Annotated in this window: 16 protein-coding genes; 11 read left to right on the top strand and 5 right to left on the bottom strand. The window is 55.4% G+C overall.

From position 1 onward, the window contains the following. Nucleotides 1-13: 13 nt before the first annotated feature. The 7 genes from ycjQ to CSE01S_RS01550 all read left to right on the top strand — a co-directional run bounded on the left by ycjQ (nucleotide 14) and on the right by CSE01S_RS01550 (nucleotide 7,942). Entirely contained in the window at nucleotides 14-1,066 is a 1,053-nt protein-coding gene (gene ycjQ / locus CSE01S_RS01580) for a D-guloside 3-dehydrogenase (protein WP_042283340.1), read from the top strand. Between the two features lie 17 nt (nucleotides 1,067-1,083). After that, nucleotides 1,084-1,872 (top strand): 3-dehydro-D-guloside 4-epimerase, encoded by a 789-nt coding sequence (gene ycjR, locus CSE01S_RS01575; protein WP_042283336.1) that lies wholly within the window; start codon nucleotides 1,084-1,086, stop codon nucleotides 1,870-1,872. Between the two features lie 9 nt (nucleotides 1,873-1,881). Beyond that, nucleotides 1,882-2,937, top strand: coding sequence for a D-glucoside 3-dehydrogenase (gene ycjS, locus CSE01S_RS01570; protein WP_042283333.1), 1,056 nt, complete (start codon nucleotides 1,882-1,884; stop codon nucleotides 2,935-2,937). Then, nucleotides 2,934-5,210, top strand: a complete 2,277-nt coding sequence (locus CSE01S_RS01565; protein ID WP_072014931.1) for a glycoside hydrolase family 65 protein — start codon at nucleotides 2,934-2,936, stop codon at nucleotides 5,208-5,210. The genes ycjS and CSE01S_RS01565 overlap by 4 nt, the downstream gene beginning before the upstream one ends. Continuing rightward, the gene (gene pgmB, locus CSE01S_RS01560; RefSeq protein WP_042283331.1) at nucleotides 5,207-5,869 is read left to right on the top strand and encodes a beta-phosphoglucomutase; all 663 of its coding nucleotides are present in this window, start codon (nucleotides 5,207-5,209) and stop codon (nucleotides 5,867-5,869) included. The genes CSE01S_RS01565 and pgmB overlap by 4 nt, the downstream gene beginning before the upstream one ends. A gap of 10 nt (nucleotides 5,870-5,879) precedes the next feature. Next, nucleotides 5,880-6,959 (top strand): ABC transporter ATP-binding protein, encoded by a 1,080-nt coding sequence (locus CSE01S_RS01555; protein WP_042283328.1) that lies wholly within the window; start codon nucleotides 5,880-5,882, stop codon nucleotides 6,957-6,959. Nucleotides 6,960-7,036: 77 nt separating this feature from the next. Next, nucleotides 7,037-7,942 (top strand): OmpG family monomeric porin, encoded by a 906-nt coding sequence (locus tag CSE01S_RS01550; protein ID WP_042283326.1) that lies wholly within the window; start codon nucleotides 7,037-7,039, stop codon nucleotides 7,940-7,942. A gap of 86 nt (nucleotides 7,943-8,028) precedes the next feature. On the opposite strand, the gene CSE01S_RS01545 is transcribed toward CSE01S_RS01550, so the two are convergent. The 3 genes from CSE01S_RS01545 to CSE01S_RS01540 form a co-directional block, all read right to left on the bottom strand. Next, nucleotides 8,029-9,039 carry a LacI family DNA-binding transcriptional regulator gene (locus CSE01S_RS01545; RefSeq protein WP_042283323.1) on the bottom strand — a complete coding sequence of 337 codons (1,011 nt, stop codon included), beginning with the start codon at nucleotides 9,037-9,039 and terminating at the stop codon, nucleotides 8,029-8,031. Between the two features lie 110 nt (nucleotides 9,040-9,149). Next, a complete protein-coding gene (locus CSE01S_RS22015) occupies nucleotides 9,150-9,383 on the bottom strand; it encodes a DUF1272 domain-containing protein (protein WP_072014946.1) in 234 nt (77 codons plus the stop codon). 244 nt (nucleotides 9,384-9,627) lie between these two features. Further along, the gene (locus CSE01S_RS01540; protein WP_042283320.1) at nucleotides 9,628-10,344 is read right to left on the bottom strand and encodes a YebC/PmpR family DNA-binding transcriptional regulator; all 717 of its coding nucleotides are present in this window, start codon (nucleotides 10,342-10,344) and stop codon (nucleotides 9,628-9,630) included. A gap of 355 nt (nucleotides 10,345-10,699) precedes the next feature. Between CSE01S_RS01540 and CSE01S_RS01535 the strand changes: the two genes are divergently transcribed. From CSE01S_RS01535 to tyrR, 3 genes are all read left to right on the top strand, one after another. Next, on the top strand, nucleotides 10,700-12,097 hold the full coding sequence (locus CSE01S_RS01535) for a YcjX family GTP-binding protein (protein WP_042284697.1): 1,398 nt from the start codon (nucleotides 10,700-10,702) through the stop codon (nucleotides 12,095-12,097). Continuing rightward, nucleotides 12,094-13,158: a YcjF family protein gene (locus tag CSE01S_RS01530; RefSeq protein WP_042283317.1), complete on the top strand. Its 1,065-nt coding sequence runs from the start codon at nucleotides 12,094-12,096 to the stop codon at nucleotides 13,156-13,158. The genes CSE01S_RS01535 and CSE01S_RS01530 overlap by 4 nt, the downstream gene beginning before the upstream one ends. Before the next feature lie 147 nt (nucleotides 13,159-13,305). After that, nucleotides 13,306-14,847 carry a transcriptional regulator TyrR gene (gene tyrR / locus CSE01S_RS01525; RefSeq protein WP_042283314.1) on the top strand — a complete coding sequence of 514 codons (1,542 nt, stop codon included), beginning with the start codon at nucleotides 13,306-13,308 and terminating at the stop codon, nucleotides 14,845-14,847. A gap of 112 nt (nucleotides 14,848-14,959) precedes the next feature. On the opposite strand, the gene tpx is transcribed toward tyrR, so the two are convergent. Beyond that, nucleotides 14,960-15,466, bottom strand: a complete 507-nt coding sequence (tpx, locus tag CSE01S_RS01520; RefSeq protein ID WP_042283311.1) for a thiol peroxidase — start codon at nucleotides 15,464-15,466, stop codon at nucleotides 14,960-14,962. Nucleotides 15,467-15,587: 121 nt separating this feature from the next. On the opposite strand from tpx, the gene ycjG reads away from it, so the two are divergent. Continuing rightward, entirely contained in the window at nucleotides 15,588-16,553 is a 966-nt protein-coding gene (gene ycjG, locus CSE01S_RS01515; protein WP_042283308.1) for an L-Ala-D/L-Glu epimerase, read from the top strand. On the opposite strand, the gene mpaA is transcribed toward ycjG, so the two are convergent. After that, a complete protein-coding gene (gene mpaA, locus CSE01S_RS01510; RefSeq protein ID WP_042283306.1) occupies nucleotides 16,528-17,256 on the bottom strand; it encodes a murein tripeptide amidase MpaA in 729 nt (242 codons plus the stop codon). The two genes, ycjG and mpaA, sit on opposite strands and share 26 nt — an antisense overlap. Nucleotides 17,257-17,328: the final 72 nt, after the last annotated feature.

Below are 17,328 nucleotides of genomic sequence, written 5' to 3'. Positions count from 1 at the left end.
CAAGGAGTTGTAGATGAAAAAGTTAGTCGCAACAGCGCCGCGCGTGGCGGCACTGGTGGAATATGAAGACCGGGCTATTGAGGCTCATGAGGTGCGGATCCGCGTGCGCTTTGGCGCGCCGAAGCACGGTACGGAAGTGGTCGACTTTCGCGCCGCCAGCCCGTTTATTGACGAAGATTTCAACGGTGAGTGGCAGATGTTTATGCCGCGTCCGGAAGGCGCGCCGCGAGGTATCGAATTTGGCAAGTTCCAGCTTGGCAATATGATCGTTGGCGACATTATCGAATGCGGCAGCAGCGTCACCGACTATGCGGTGGGCGACAGCGTCTGCGGCTACGGTCCGTTGTCCGAAACGGTCATCATCAATGCAGTGAATAATTACAAGCTGCGCAAAATGCCGGCAGGTCGTTCGTGGAAAAATGCCGTGTGTTACGACCCAGCGCAGTTTGCGATGAGCGGCGTGCGCGATGCGAACGTGCGTGTGGGCGACTTCGTGGTGATCGTCGGGCTCGGCGCCATTGGTCAGATCGCGGTGCAACTGGCGAAAAAAGCGGGCGCGTCCGTGGTGATTGGCGTTGACCCGATCGCCCATCGTTGTGATATCGCCCGTCGTCATGGCGCCGATTTCTGCCTTAACCCAATCGGCACCGACGTGGGGATGGAGATCAAAAAGCTGACCGGTAAGCAGGGCGCTGATGTGATCATCGAAACCAGCGGTTATGCTGACGCGTTGCAGTCCGCGCTGCGCGGACTGGCCTACGGTGGCACTATCTCCTACGTCGCTTTCGCGAAACCATTCGCCGAAGGGTTCAACCTCGGTCGCGAAGCGCACTTCAACAACGCCAAAATCGTCTTCTCGCGCGCCTGTAGCGAACCGAATCCGGACTATCCGCGCTGGAGCCGTAAACGTATCGAAGAAACCTGCTGGGAACTGCTGATGAATGGGTATCTGAACTGCGAAGACCTGATCGACCCGGTGGTGACGTTCGCAGACAGCCCGGAAAGCTATATGCAGTACGTCGACAGACATCCGGAAAAGAGCATCAAAATGGGCGTGACGTTTTAAGGGACAGGACGACAAAAATGAAAATTGGAACGCAGAATCAGGCATTTTTTCCGGAAAACATTCTGGAGAAGTTTCGTTATATCAAAGAGATGGGCTTCGACGGCTTCGAAATCGACGGCAAACTGCTGGTCAACAACCTCGACGAAGTCAAAGCGGCAATCAAAGAAACCGGCCTGCCGGTGACCACGGCCTGCGGCGGCTACGACGGCTGGATTGGCGACTTTATTGAAGAGCGTCGTCTGAACGGTCTTAAGCAGATTGAGCGCATTCTGGAAGCGCTGGCTGAAGTCGGCGGGCAAGGGATCATCGTCCCGGCAGCCTGGGGAATGTTCACCTTCCGTCTGCCGCCGATGACCTCGCCGCGCAGCCTGGAAGGCGACCGCAAAATGGTCAGCGATTCACTGCGTTATCTCGACAAAGTGGCAGAACGCACCGGGACGGTCGTTTATCTGGAGCCGCTTAACCGCTATCAGGATCACATGATCAACACGCTGGCGGATGCACGTCGTTACATCGTGGAGAACGACCTGAAGCACGTGCAGATCATCGGTGATTTCTACCACATGAATATTGAAGAAGACGATATGGCGAAGGCGCTGCACGATAACCGCGACCTGCTGGGGCACGTGCATATTGCTGACAACCACCGCTATCAACCGGGGACCGGCACGCTGAATTTCAAAATGCTGTTCGACCAACTGCGCGCGGATCAGTATCAGGGCTATGTGGTGTACGAAGGGCGCGTCCGGGCGGATAACCTGCCGGAAGCCTACCGTCAGTCTTTGGCCTGGTTGCGTACCTGCTAAGAGGTTTCCGTGAAAAGTGCAATGACAAGCTCCCCGCTGCGTGTGGCCATTATTGGCGCAGGACAGGTAGCGGATAAGGTTCATGCTTCGTACTACTGCACCCGCGAGGATCTGGAACTGGTGGCTGTCTGTGACAGCCGCCTGTCTCAGGCACAATCGCTGGCAGAAAAATACGGTCATGCGCAGGTCTGGGACGATCCGCAGCGCATGCTGCAAAGCGTAAAGCCGGATATCGTGAGTATCTGTTCGCCAAACCGTTTTCACTATGAACATACCATGATGGCGCTGGAAGCCGGTTGCCACGTGATGTGCGAAAAACCCCCGGCCATGACCCCGGAACAGGCGCTGGAAATGTGCAATACCGCGCGCCGGATGGGCAAAGTACTGGCGTATGATTTCCATCACCGTTTTGCTCTCGACACGCAACTGTTACGCGAGCAGGTGACGGCAGGCGTGCTCGGCGAAATTTATGTTACCAATGCCAGAGCGCTGCGCCGCTGCGGCGTGCCCGGCTGGGGCGTCTTTACTAATAAAGCGCTCCAGGGCGGCGGTCCGTTGATCGACCTTGGCGTACATATGCTGGATGCGGCAATGTACGTTCTGGGATTCCCGCTGGTGAAACGCGTTACCGCGCACAGCTTTCAGAAGATCGGCACCCGGAAAAATAACGGCCAGTTCGGCGAATGGGATCCCAAGACCTATACCGTGGAAGATTCGCTATTCGGCACCATTGAATTTCATAACGGCAGTATTCTGCGCCTCGAAACCTCTTTTGCACTGAATATTCCTGAACAATCAATAATGAATGTGAATTTTTGCGGCGATAAAGCAGGCGCAACGCTGTTCCCGGCGCAGGTCTACACCGATCACAACGGCGAACTGACTATTCTGACGCAGCGGGAGCGCGCCGATGATCAACGCCATTATCGCAGTATGGAAGCTTTCGTGAACCACGTTCAGGGTGAACCGGTCACCATCGCCGACGCCGAGCAGGGCTTTGTGATCCAACAGCTGGTCGCGGCGCTGTATGAATCTGCCGAAACAGGGATGTGCGTTGAATTATGAGTAAACCAGTGATGTTATCCGATCCGGGTTTTTGCCCGCACAGCCTGAATAAATACGCCTCGCTGATGGCGACAGGCAACGGTTATCTGGGGATCCGCGCCAGCCACGAAGAAGGCTACACGCAGCAGACGCGCGGGATGTATCTTGCCGGACTTTATCACCGGGCCGGCAAGGGGGAAATCAATGAACTGGTGAACCTGCCGGATGTGATTGGCGTCGATATTCAGCTGAACGGGGACATTTTCTCCCTGCTTAGCGGCACGATTGAAAGCTGGCGGCGCGAACTGGATGTTAGCTGTGGCGAGCTGACGCGCGCACTGGTCTGGCGCGCGCCCGGCGGCGCGCGTTTCGCCATCGAGAGCCGCCGCTTCGCTTCCGTGACGCAACTGCCGCTGGTGGCGATGCAACTGTCCATCACGCCGCTGGACGCGGCGGCGACGGTATCTGTGTCCACCGGCATCGACGCCACTCAGACCAACCATGGCCGCCAGCATCTGGATGAAACGCAGGTGCGGGTGTTTGGCCAGCATCTTCTGCAAGGCATTTATTCCACCCAGGATGGCCGCAGCGATATTTCTGTCTCGACCTGGTGTCGCGTGCAGGGCGAGGTGCAGTCCTGTTTTACGGCGAAAGAGCGTCGCCTGTTGCAGCATAACACCGCGCAGGTCGCCCAGGGCGAACGGTTGACGCTGGAAAAGTTCACCTGGATTGAGTGGACCAGCAGTCGCAATCTGTCACTGGATACCTGGGCCCGCCAGGGACGACGCGCGCTGGAAAATTGCGCGCTGCAGGGTTATGAGGCCTTACTGACGGAGTCCGCCGCCAACTGGGGCGACTGGTGGCAGCGCTGTCGGGTCGAGGTCGCCAGCCATGACAATGCGGATCAGCGGGCGCTGGATTTTGCGCTCTATCATCTGCGAAGCATGACGCCAGCCCATGACGAGCGCAGCAGCATCGGTGCGAAAGGCATGACCGGCGAAGGCTACAAAGGCCATGTGTTCTGGGATACCGAAGTCTTTTTACTGCCGTTCCACCTGTTTACCGAGTCGGAAGTGGCGCGCAATCTTCTGCGCTACCGCTGGCACAACCTGCCGGGCGCCCGTGAAAAAGCGCGGCGCAATGGCTGGCATGGCGCGCTGTTTCCCTGGGAGAGTGCCCGCAGCGGCGAAGAAGAGACTCCGGAATACGCGGCCATTAACATCCGGACCGGGCTGCGTCAGAAGGTGGCTTCCGCGCTGGCGGAACATCACCTGGTCGCTGATATCGCATGGGCGGTGGTCGCTTACTGGCAGGCAACGGGCGATGACCAGTTTATGGCACGCGAAGGGCTGACGCTGCTCCAGGAAACAGCGCGGTTCTGGATGAGTCGTGCGACAGACGTCAACGGACGGCTGGAAATTCATGACGTGATTGGCCCGGATGAATATACCGAGCACGTCAACAACAACGCGTTCACCAACTACATGGCGCATTACAACGTTGCCCAGGCGCTGCGTTTTTCCCGCCGCTTTGGCTGCACGGATGAGGCGTTTCTTCATCGCGCCGCGCATTTTCTCGCGCACCTATGGCTGCCGGAGGCAGGGGAGGACGGCGTACTGCCGCAGGATGACACCTTCCTGAGTAAGCCCGTCATCGATCTCACGACATATAAGGCGAAAGCGGGCAAGCAGACTATTCTGCTCGATTATTCGCGGGCGGAAGTCAACGAGATGCAGATCCTCAAACAGGCCGATGTCGTGATGTTGACCTACATGCTGCCTGAGCGGTTTTCGACCGACGTCTGCCTGCGCAACCTGAACTTCTATGAACCGCGAACGATTCACGATTCCTCATTGAGCAAATCGATTCACGGTATTGTGTCCGCGCGCTGTGGCGATGCCGAACAAGGTTACCGTTTCTGGCGAGAAGGGACGCTAATCGATCTTGGTGACGATCCGCACAGCTGCGATGACGGCATTCATGCGGCGGCAACGGGAGCGATCTGGCTTGGTGCGATCCAGGGCTTCGCCGGATTAAGCGTACGCGAAGGCGAGTTGCACCTTAACCCTGCGTTACCAGACGCCTGGCGGCAACTGACCTTTCCACTTCGGTGGCAGGGAAGCGAACTGCGCATTTCGCTGTCGAGACAGGAAGCGCGTATCAGTAGCACTCGTCCGGTGACCCTATGGCTGAACGGGACGGCGCTGACCGTTAACGGTGAGCAGACCTGTTCCCTCGCTGGCTTTATTTTGCCCACCAATGGGACCGCTACCACACAAAAGGAGGGTGAATGAAACTACAGGCGATAGTGTTCGATCTCGATGGGGTGATCACCGACACCGCGCATCTGCATTTCCTTGCCTGGCAACAGGTCGCCGCAGACATCGGGATCGCGATCGACGAGGAATTTAACGACACCCTGAAAGGGATAAGTCGGGGGGAGTCATTGCTGCGTATTTTACGTCACGGCGGGAAAGAGGGGGAATTCAGCGAGCAGGCGCGCGAGGCGCTGGCGGCACGTAAGAATGCGCTTTACGTTCACTCTCTGCGCGATTTAACCGCCGATTCCATCCTGCCGGGGATCCGTGAACTGCTCGGCGAACTGCGCGCGCGACAGATAGCAATTGGCCTGGCATCAGTCTCCCTGAACGCCCCCACCATTCTCAGGGCGCTGGAAATTGAACACTTTTTTGATTATTGCGCCGATGCCGGAAAAGTAGCCCGTTCCAAACCGGACCCAGCGATTTTCCTCGCCGCGTGTCAGGGACTCGGCATACCGCCGCAGGCCTGTATCGGAATCGAAGACGCACAGGCTGGAATCGATGCGATCAATGCCAGCGGCATGCGCTCGGTAGGCATTGGCTCGGGCTTGACGGGCGCAGGTTTGCTGCTTCCGGCGACAGACTCTCTGACGTGGCCGTGCTTATCGGCTTTCTGGCAACACGACAAGTAAAGGAATCACTATGGCACAGCTCTCGTTGCAACATATTCAGAAGATTTACGACAACCAGGTTCATGTAGTGAAAGATTTTAACCTGGAGATCGAAGACAAAGAGTTCATCGTTTTTGTCGGTCCGTCAGGCTGTGGTAAATCCACCACGCTGCGCATGATTGCCGGACTGGAAGAGATCAGCGCTGGCGATCTGCTGATCGACGGCAAACGGATGAACGATGTTCCGGCAAAATCGCGCAATATCGCGATGGTCTTTCAGAACTACGCGCTGTATCCGCACATGTCCGTGTACGACAACATGGCGTTTGGGCTGAAAATGCAGAAGATTGACCCGACCATTATTGATGAACGCGTCAACTGGGCGGCGCAGATCCTTGGCTTGCGGGACTATCTGAAGCGCAAACCGGGCGCGTTATCCGGCGGTCAGCGTCAGCGCGTAGCGTTAGGACGCGCTATTGTGCGTGAAGCCGGGGTGTTCCTGATGGATGAGCCCTTGTCGAACCTCGATGCCAAACTGCGCGTGCAGATGCGCGCGGAAATCAGCAAGCTGCACCAGAAGCTGAACACCACCATGATCTACGTGACGCACGACCAGACGGAAGCGATGACCATGGCGACGCGTATCGTCATTATGAAAGACGGGATAGTACAGCAGGTGGGCGCGCCGAAAACGGTCTATAACCACCCGGCAAATATGTTTGTCGCGGGATTTATTGGCTCACCGGCAATGAATTTTATTCGCGGCGCGATCGACAGCAATCAGTTTGTAACCGAAACCCTGAAATTAACCATTCCGGAAGACAAATTACAGGGGCTGAGAGCAAAAGGGTACGAACATAAAGCGGTGGTGATGGGTATTCGTCCTGAGGATATTCATCCCGAGTCGCAACAGGAAAATAGCGTGGCGGCAAAAATAAGCGTCGCAGAACTGACCGGCGCGGAATTTATGCTGTACACCACCATTGGGGGGGACGAGTTGGTGGTCCGTGCCGGAGCGGTTAATGATTATCACGCAGGAGACAATATCACCATTCATTTTGATATGGCGAAATGCCATTTCTTTGACGCAGAAACTGAATTCGCTATTTAACGAGAAAACTTGCCGGGAGAACCTGTTCTCCTGGCTTTAGCTCATTTTATTTATCTGTATTTATACAAGGAATAATAATGAAAACCTTACTGTCCTCTACTGCGCTGCTGATGTGCGCAGGAATGGCCTGCGCGCAGGCTGCAGAAAATAATGACTGGCATTTTAATGTCGGCGCCATGTATGAAATCGAAAACGTCGAAGGCCAGGGTGAAGATATGGACGGACTGGCTGAGCCCTCCGTCTATTTCAACGCCGCCAACGGGCCGTGGAAAATCTCGCTGGCGTATTATCAGGAAGGGCCGGTTGATTACAGCGCGGGTAAGCGCGGCACCTGGTTTGACCGCCCGGAACTGGAAGTGCGTTATCAGTTTCTGGAAAGCGACGACGTCAATTTTGGTCTGACCGGCGGTTTCCGTAATTACGGCTATCACTACGTTAATGAACCGGGTAAAGACACTGCGAATATGCAGCGCTGGAAAGTGTCGCCGGACTGGGATATTAAGATTAGCGATAACGTGCGCTTTGGCGGCTGGTTGTCCCTGTATCAGTTCGTTAATGATTTATCGACAACCGGTTATTCCGACAGCCGCGTCGAAACGGAGACGGGTTTTACATGGAATATTAACGAAACGTTCTCCCTGGTGACCAATTATTACCTTGAGCGCGGTTTCAATATCGACAAGTCGCGGAACAACGGTGAATTCTCGACGCAGGAAATTCGCGCCTATCTACCGGTAGCATTAGGCAACACCACGCTGACGCCATACACCCGTATTGGTCTTGATCGCTGGAGCAACTGGGACTGGCAGGACGACATCGAACGCGAAGGTCATGATTTCAACCGTCTCGGTATGCTGTACGCCTATGATTTCCAGAATGGATTATCCATGACGCTGGAATATGCGTTTGAATGGCAGGATCACGATGAAGGCGAGCGGGATCATTTCCACTACGCCGGTGTTGGCGTGAATTACGCTTTCTAATTGTCAACGCACGGCCGGATGGCGGCGCAGCGCTGACAGGCGTTATGGATAACGCACTCACTCACGGGGCAGAATACGCCCCGTTTTTACGCCAGCGATCCCGCAAGAGCGATTTGGGTCGTGACGGTGATATGTTGCAGACCCTTTTTGCCGCGAATTAATTTAAACAGCAAGGCGCAACTTTCTTCCCCAAGTTCCTGCGTTGGCACATCAATACCGCCCGGCGGCGGCGTCAGAATAAATGACAGCATTTCATTACTGTAGCCCACCACGGCGAGCTGCTGCGGAATGGCAATATTCAATTCCGCTGCCGCACGATAAAGGCTCATTAATTTCAGGCTGTCCGTGGCGAAGACGGCATCCGGTAATGTGCTCTGGCTCAGCAAGGCCCTGGCGGCGCATAGCGCGGATTCATGGGTGTAACCGCCGTCGATAATCCACTCATCGCGGATCTTCAAATGGTGTGCCTGAAGGCTGGACTTATAGCCATTCACCCGGTCAACGGAAACGTGATAATCCAGCGGCGCGTGCAGGCAGGCGATAAGCCGGTGGCCGCTGTTGATCAACGCATCGGTTAGCGCAATGCTGTCGCGGTAATTATCGGTATCGACAGAATAGACATGATCGTACTGACCCTCCACTTTGCCAATAACCACCACCGGAATATCGTATTTATCCAGCCGCGCGAAAAAGGACTCATCCGCAGGCGAGCTGAGCATAATAATGCCCTTGATCATTTTCTGCTTAATTTTGCTCTCACATTTTTGCAGGTCGTCTTCACTGCTGCGTGACGTCTGCAAAATCACGTCGAAACCTTCTTCTTCGGCCTTGGCGGTAATGGCATGCAGCACTTCAGAGAAGAACGGATTTCCGGCGGTGGTTTTGGTGGAGCGGGTGGAAATGACCATAATGGCGTCAAAGCCAGAGGAGGTCAGGGCGCGGGCCAGTTTGTTGGGCTGATACTGTAATTCGTCGATGGCGCGCAGGACTTTTTCCCGCGCTTCGGGCGATATATTGGTTTGCTTATTAAGTACTCGGGAAACCGTCGACTTCGACACACCCGCAACGCGGGCAATATCATAAATAGTGGGCGACATAATTCAGGAACTCCATCAGAGAGTTAATGCCACCCATCTTATGGAGTTAGCCAGTCGTTGACAACATAACGTGTTGGATAATCAACAACCTGACCTGAAACAGGAAGGTTTTACGCCCGGTGTTTATGACGGCGCTGCGTTGAGGCCGGATATTGCAACAGGGCCGCTGCGGGACGTACCGGACGTCGAACCAATTCCCCCCCGCAGTTCGGGCAACTGCCGTGAAGCCGCTGAGTCACGCAATCACTGCAAAAGGTACATTCGAACGAACAGATAAAGGCTTCCGTTGATTCTGGCGGCAGATCGCGATCGCAGCATTCGCAGTCAGGGCGAAGTTCGAGCATGGTGTTCTCCGGGTTAAGGGAAAAATCATCGAAAGTATAGATGACCCACAGCCCACGCAGAATGAAACCTGCCACTACACCAGGATCACCATGAAAAGGATACCACGATCTGTTTATAGCGTTTGCGGGCACCACCTTCTACATCGCTCCGATGCTTAGTGAAAAAGGTGCCTGCGCTGGATTTTGAGGGTTATTTTATAATCAACCACCCGGTTGGAAATGCTGCTGCCTAACTCATTTAGGATCAGAGATTTGCAACGTTATGATAAACTTTTTGAACATCATCGTCATCTTCAAGGGCATCAACAAGCCCTTCAAAAATTGCTAAATCTTCTGGTGAAAGTTCAATTTCTGATTGAGCGATCATTTCTAATGATGTTGTTGTGAATTCAGTGATTCCAGCCGCTTTTAACGCTGCAATGCCTTTGTGAAGGTCTGTGGATTCAGTATAAATAACGATGTTTCCGTCTTCTTCGGTGACATCACGAACATCAACTTCAGCATCAAGCAAAATTTCAAAAATACGGTCAGGGTCTGTTCCTTTAAATACAATCACGCCGGTATTGTCAAACATATAACTGACAGAACCTGCCGCCCCGATATTCCCGCCATTTTTATTGAAAATCGTGCGTACATTCGCAATCGTACGATTAACATTTGACGTCAACGTTTCAGCGATAATCATTGAACCATTGGGTCCAAAGCCTTCATAACGTCCCTGGACGAACGTTTCATCTCCGCCACCTTTGGCTTTATCAATGGCTTTATCGATAACGTGTTTTGGAACCTGCGCTTGTTTCGCACGTTCAATAACGAATTTTAGAGATGAGTTTAATTCTGGGTCGGGTTCACCTTGTTTCGCTGCAGCATAGATTTCCACACCGAATTTTGCGTATACTTTAGACGTTGCACCGTCTTTAGCCGTTTTTTTAGCAACGATATTGGCCCATTTACGTCCCACTGGAATTCGCTCCTCGAAAATTTATTTACATTACTTGCAGGTTAATAATCTGCGTTTTTTCTATCGTATTATATCATGATATGTAAATATTCGTCTATGAATATTAAAATATGCCGTGTATACGGAGTGTTACTTTTGTTTTGCCAACAGTAAATATGGTGTGAATATAATTTGATAATGTTCTTCTGAGTGTTTTTTCTGTTCTTAATACTCGAGCCGTAATAAGAACAGATAAGACACGAACTGATATGAAGCCGACGCCCCGTCCACAGCCGCTTGATAATCAATAACCTGCCCCCATCATAACCGGTATACGTTATAATTTTTTCTGGCCTTCAGGCATAACGGGATGGCGATGAAGAGACTCACCAATGAACTCAATGCGCTGGTCAATCGCGGCGTCGACCGGCATTTACGCCTGGCGGTTACCGGACTGAGCCGGAGCGGAAAGACAGCGTTTATCACCGCGCTGGTTAACCAACTGCTCAACATTCATGCCGGGGCGCGTTTGCCCTTGCTCAGTGCGGTGCGTGAAGAACGCCTGCTTGGCGTAAAACGGGTGCCGCAGCGTGATTTCGGCATTCCGCGTTTCACCTACGATGAAGGGCTGGCGCAGCTGTATGGCGAGCCGCCGACCTGGCCGACGCCAACCCGTGGCGTCAGTGAAATTCGCCTCGCGCTGCGCTACAAATCCAATGACTCGTTACTGCGTCATTTCAAAGACACATCAACGCTGTATCTGGAAATTGTCGATTACCCGGGGGAGTGGCTGCTCGACTTGCCGATGCTGGCGCAGGATTACCTCAGTTGGTCGCGGCAAATGACCGGGCTGCTTCAGGGGCAGCGCGCAGAATGGTCGGCGACGTGGCGCAAGCTCAGCGAAGGGCTGGATCCCCTGGCGCAGGCCGATGAAAATCGGCTGGCGGAGATTGCCGCCGCCTGGACTGATTACCTTCACCAGTGCAAGCAGGAAGGGCTACATTTTATCCAGCCCGGCCGTTTCGTGCTGCCCGGTGATATGGCCGGCGCGCCGGCGCTGCAGTTTTTCCCGTGGCCGGACGTCGATGCCTGGGGAGAGTCAAAACTGGCGCAGGCGGATAAACACACCAACGCCGGCATGCTGCGCGAACGCTTCAATTATTACTGCGAAAAGGTCGTAAAGGGGTTTTATAAAAATCATTTCCTGCGTTTCGATCGCCAGATTGTCCTGGTTGATTGTCTGCAACCTCTGAACAGCGGACCACACGCATTCAATGATATGCGTCTGGCCTTAACGCAACTGATGCAAAGCTTCCATTACGGTCAACGCACGCTGTTCCGGCGGCTGTTTTCGCCGGTGATTGATAAGCTGCTGTTTGCGGCGACCAAAGCGGACCACGTGACACTCGACCAGCACGCCAATATGGTCTCGCTTCTACAACAGCTGATTCAGGACGCCTGGCAGAACGCGGCCTTTGAGGGGATCAGTATGGACTGTCTGGGGCTGGCTTCCGTTCAGGCAACCACCAGCGGGCTGATTGACGTGAACGGCGAAAAAATCCCGGCCCTGCGGGGGAATCGCTTAAGCGATGGCGCGCCGCTGACTGTCTACCCAGGTGAGGTGCCCGCACGTCTGCCCGGGCAGGCTTTCTGGGACAGTCAGGGCTTTCAGTTTGAGGCGTTTCGTCCGCAAAAAATGGATGTCGACAAACCGCTGCCGCACATTCGCCTGGATGCCGCGCTGGAATTTTTAATAGGAGATAAATTGCGATGAGCGAGCCGTTAAAACCGCGTATCGATTTCGCCGGTCCACTTGAGCCGGAGCAGGATCCGATGTTCAGGGCGCAGCAGACGTTTAGCGAGGCGCAGGCGCAAAGCTTCGCTCCGGCTAACATCGACGAACCGCTGGAAGAAGAAGGGCAAGCCGAAGCGGTGATTGACGCAGCATTGCGCCCAAAACGCAGCCTGTGGCGCAAAATGGTCATGGGCGGGCTGGCGCTGTTTGGCGCCAGCGTCGTGGGCCAGGGTGTCCAGTGGACGCTCAATGCCTGGCAAACTCAGGACTGGGTGGCGCTGGGTGGGTGCGCTGCCGGCGCATTGATTATCGGCGCGGGCGTGGGTTCTGTGGCGACGGAATGGCGACGTCTGTGGCGCTTACGCCAGCGCGCCCACGAACGCGACGACGCCCGGGAACTGCTGCACAGCCACGGAACCGGGAAAGCCCGCGCGTTTTGTGAAAAGCTGGCCCGGCAGGCGGGAATCGATCAATCACATCCGGCGCTACAGCGGTGGTACGCCTCGATACACGAGACCCAGAACGATCGTGAGATCGTCAGCCTGTATGCGCATCTGGTGCAACCGGTGCTGGATGCGCAGGCAAGACGTGAAATCAGCCGTTCGGCGGCGGAGTCTACGCTGATGATCGCCGTCAGTCCGCTGGCGCTGGTGGATATGGCGTTTATCGCCTGGCGTAACCTGCGGTTAATTAACCGTATCGCCGCGCTGTACGGCATTGAGCTGGGCTATTACAGCCGTTTGCGTCTGTTCCGTCTGGTCCTGCTGAACATCGCCTTTGCCGGCGCCAGCGAACTGGTGCGAGAAGTCGGTATGGACTGGATGTCGCAGGATCTTGCCGCCCGCTTATCCACGCGCGCCGCGCAGGGCATTGGCGCCGGACTGCTGACCGCGCGTCTGGGCATCAAAGCGATGGAACTTTGCCGCCCGCTGCCGTGGATGGAGGATGATAAACCGCGACTGGGCGATTTTCGTCGTCAGCTTATTGGGCAGGTGAAAGAGACCTTGCAGAAAAACGCCGCTGCCCGGGAAAAATCCTGACCAGACAGGCGTTGACCGCGTATCTTTACGCCGAAACGCCTGTTTTTCCATCATGCTGTCAATATTTGTTGACAGAATCCTTCCTGCTATCCGAATCCTGGCTTATCATCTTATTTAACGTTCTTTATTCAGGTGAAGGTTCTCCCCATGCGTCTGGAAGTCTTTTGTGAAGACCGTCTTGGTCTGACCCGTGAATTACTCGACCTGCTGGTGCTGCGCGGCATTGATTTACGCGGTATAGAGATAGATCCGATTGGGCGAATTTACCTCAATTTTGCCGAACTGGAGTTCAATCACTTCAGCAGCCTGATGGCGGAGATTCGCCGTATATCCGGCGTGACGGACGTGCGAACGGTGCCGTGGATGCCTTCTGAGCGAGAGCATCTGGCGCTGAGCGCGCTGCTTGAAGCCCTGCCGGAACCGGTTCTGTCGCTCGATCTGAAAAGCAAAATCGACATGGCGAACCCGGCAAGCTGTCAACTTTTTGCGCTCAACCTGGAGCGGATGCGCAATCATACCGCTGCCCAACTGATCAACGGTTTTAACTTTCAGCGCTGGCTGGAGGGAAATCCGCAAAATTCGCATAACGAGCACGTGGTCATTAACGGCCAGAATTTCCTGATGGAAATCACCCCGGTGTATCTGCAGGGCGAAACCGAGCAGCAGATGCTGACCGGCGCGGTAGTGATGCTACGCTCGACCATCCGTATGGGCCGCCAGCTGCAAAACCTGGCGACGCAGGACGTCAGCGCGTTCAGCCAGATCATCGCCGTCAGCGCCAAAATGAAACATGTGGTAGAGCAGGCGCGTAAGCTGGCGACCCTCAGCGCGCCGCTGCTGATTACCGGCGATACCGGTACGGGAAAAGATCTGTTTGCCTATGCTTGCCATCAGGCCAGCCCGCGCGCGGGGAAACCCTATCTGGCGCTCAACTGCGCGTCGATCCCCGAGGACGCCGTTGAAAGTGAGCTGTTTGGTCACGCGCCGGAAGGCAAAAAAGGCTTTTTCGAACAGGCGAACGGCGGTTCGGTCCTGCTTGACGAGATTGGCGAGATGTCGCCGCGGATGCAGACTAAACTGCTGCGCTTCCTGAACGACGGCACGTTCCGCCGTGTCGGAGAAGATCACGAAGTGCACGTTGACGTACGTGTGATCTGCGCTACCCAGAAAAACCTTGTTGAGCTGGTGCAGAAAGGGGTGTTCCGGGAAGATCTTTACTATCGTCTTAACGTGTTGACCCTGAATCTGCCGCCGCTGCGCGATTGCCCGCAGGACATCATGCCGTTGACCGAATTGTTCGTGGCGCGTTTTGCCGACGAGCAGGGCGTACCGCGTCCTAAACTCTCTGCCGACTTAAGCACAGTCCTGACCCGTTACGGTTGGCCGGGCAATGTGCGACAGCTTAAAAATGCCGTTTATCGCGCGCTGACCCAGCTTGAGGGTTATGAACTGCGGCCGCAGGATATTTTATTGCCGGATTACGACGCCTCCGCCGTGGCGGTAGGCGAAGACGCAATGGAAGGTTCGCTGGATGAAATCACCAGCCGCTTTGAGCGTTCGGTGTTAACCCAGCTTTATCGTAACTATCCGAGTACGCGTAAACTGGCAAAACGGTTGGGCGTGTCGCATACGGCTATCGCCAATAAGCTGCGGGAATATGGGCTGAGCCAGAAGAAGGGTGAAGAATAAAGGGGAAGGGGAATCGCTCTGGAAGGCCTGATTGCGTTATCCGCATCAGGCCTGTGGGGGCGCCGGTAGGCCGGATTAAGCATCAACCGCTATCCGGCGCACCCGTTGGCAATTATGCTTTCAGCACGTCCAGCGCCGCAGCATAATCAGGCTCGTGAGTGATTTCGTTTACCAGTTGGCTGAAAATCACGTTGTCGTTCTCATCAATCACCACCACGGCACGCGCAGCCAGGCCTTTCAGCGGGCCATCGGTGATTTCTACACCGTAGTTTTTCAGGAACTCAGGGTTGCGCAGGGTAGAAAGCGTAACAACGTTGCTCAGGCCTTCCGCGCCGCAGAAGCGAGACTGGGCGAACGGCAGGTCCGCAGACACGCACAGCACAACGGTATTCTCGATCTCGGTGGCCAGTTGGTTAAACTTACGTACCGATGCCGCGCAAACGCCGGTATCGATGCTCGGGAAAATGTTCAGCACTTTACGCTTGCCCGCATACTGGCTCAGCGCGACGTCGGACAGATCTTTTGCCACGAGGGTAAAAGGCTGCGCCTTGCTACCCGCTTGTGGAATGGCGTTGGCGACTGCAACCGGGTTGCCCTGGAAATGAACGGTTTGTGACATGGTTATCTTCCTGTTTACATATAGTTAACGTCGTAGCTAGTTTATGCCAACAGCCGATAACACAGCAAACGCTATTTCTGCGTAACGCACAAACGACCACGTTTTCGCATGAGGAGAAAAGATGAGAGCAGTAAAGGTATACGAGGAAGCCTGGCCGTTACACACTCCCTTTGTGATTGCCCGCGGCAGCCGAAGTGAAGCGCGGGTGGTGGTGGTTGAACTGGAAGAAAATGGCGTGAGAGGGATCGGGGAATGCACGCCGTATCCGCGCTACGGCGAAAGCGACGCGTCTGTCCTTGCGCAAATCATGAGTATCGTTCCGCAACTGGAAAAGGGACTGACCCGGCAAGCACTTCAGCAGGTGCTTCCTGCTGGCGCGGCGCGTAATGCCGTTGACTGCGCGTTATGGGATCTTAGCGCTCGCCAGCAGCAGCAAACGCTTGCCGACGCTGTCGGCGTTACGCTGGACGCGGAGATCACCACGGCGCAAACGGTGGTGATCGGTACGCCAGAACAGATGGCCGCCAGCGCGGCGGCACTGTGGGAAACGGGCGCGCGACTGTTAAAGGTGAAACTGGATGACAGGTTGATTAGCGAGCGGATGGTGGCGATTCGTTCGGCTGTGCCGGAGGCGACGCTTATTGTCGATGCCAATGAGTCCTGGCGTGCGGAAGGCCTGGCGGCGCGCTGCCAACTGTTAGCGGATCTCGGTGTGGCCATGCTTGAACAGCCGCTCCCGGCCCAGGATGACGTTGCCCTGGAGAATTTTATCCATCCTTTACCCCTCTGTGCCGACGAGAGTTGCCATACCCGCAGCAGTCTCAAGGCGCTGCGCGGACGCTATGAAATGATCAACATAAAACTGGATAAAACCGGAGGACTGACCGAGGCGCTGGCGCTGGCGACAGAGGCTCGCGCGCAGGGTTTTTCGCTGATGCTGGGCTGTATGCTCTGTACATCGCGGGCGATCGGCGCGGCGCTACCGCTCACGCCGCAGGTCACGTATGCCGATCTCGATGGCCCCACCTGGCTGGCCGTTGACGTGGAGCCGTCGCTGCACTTTACGACAGGACAATTGCATCTTTAGGGTGCCAGCGCAGCAGACTGGACATCGCCTGGAGGTAGATCTCGCTGGCCTCATCTGCTGAGATCGGCGGGAATTCCGCAGTGATGCAATGCAAATTCAGGTCCGCGCACCAACTGCCGAAAGACCCGGGCGTTTCATAGCCCACGCTGGTCACCAGCGGCAGGGAAAATGCCTCCGCCAGCCATTCCCCCAGCTCGCTGCTGGCAGGATCTTCAATACAGGCCAGCGGGTCGTGAAACGACACCACCCACGCGGGATGAATCTGATGAATGAGCTGGCAAAGCGCCTGCGTTTCCGGCTCTGAACCCGGATGGTCTCCCGTTAATAGCACCACATCGCGCTCAGGGGCGGCGCTGTTCCAGCGATAGACCGTTTCCCCGGCTTTCCAGTTCGCGGCGGGAAAATTGCGGTTCAGGTCGACGCCGTTGGCGTTGGCGCGCAGCCCTAACTGACAGCCGTCCGGATTCACCGCAAGGATCACATGATGGCGGCGCAGCGACGGCGTCAGCGTGCGCAGCGCGCAGGAAAGGGTAACCACCGACGAATTTTCGTCACCGTGCGTTCCCGCAATGATTAAACCGCTTTCACGATCTGTCGCCGGAGCCGGAAACCAGATCAGCGGGGCCCCTAACAGCGATCGACCATAATGTTCAGTGCCGGGCGGAAATGCGCCGCGCTCGGCGCGTGGGCGGGTAACGGTCATAAGCGTCTCGGATTGCTGAGGATTGTCTTCGCAGTGTTGTGCAATTTTTGCCGATAATCAAATTGATTTCAC

The sequence above is a fragment of the Citrobacter sedlakii NBRC 105722 genome (genome assembly GCF_000759835.1).
Taxonomy (GTDB): domain Bacteria; phylum Pseudomonadota; class Gammaproteobacteria; order Enterobacterales; family Enterobacteriaceae; genus Citrobacter_A; species Citrobacter_A sedlakii.
Note: the sequence above shows the minus strand (reverse complement) of the source record. Positions and strands in the feature narration are given on the sequence as shown.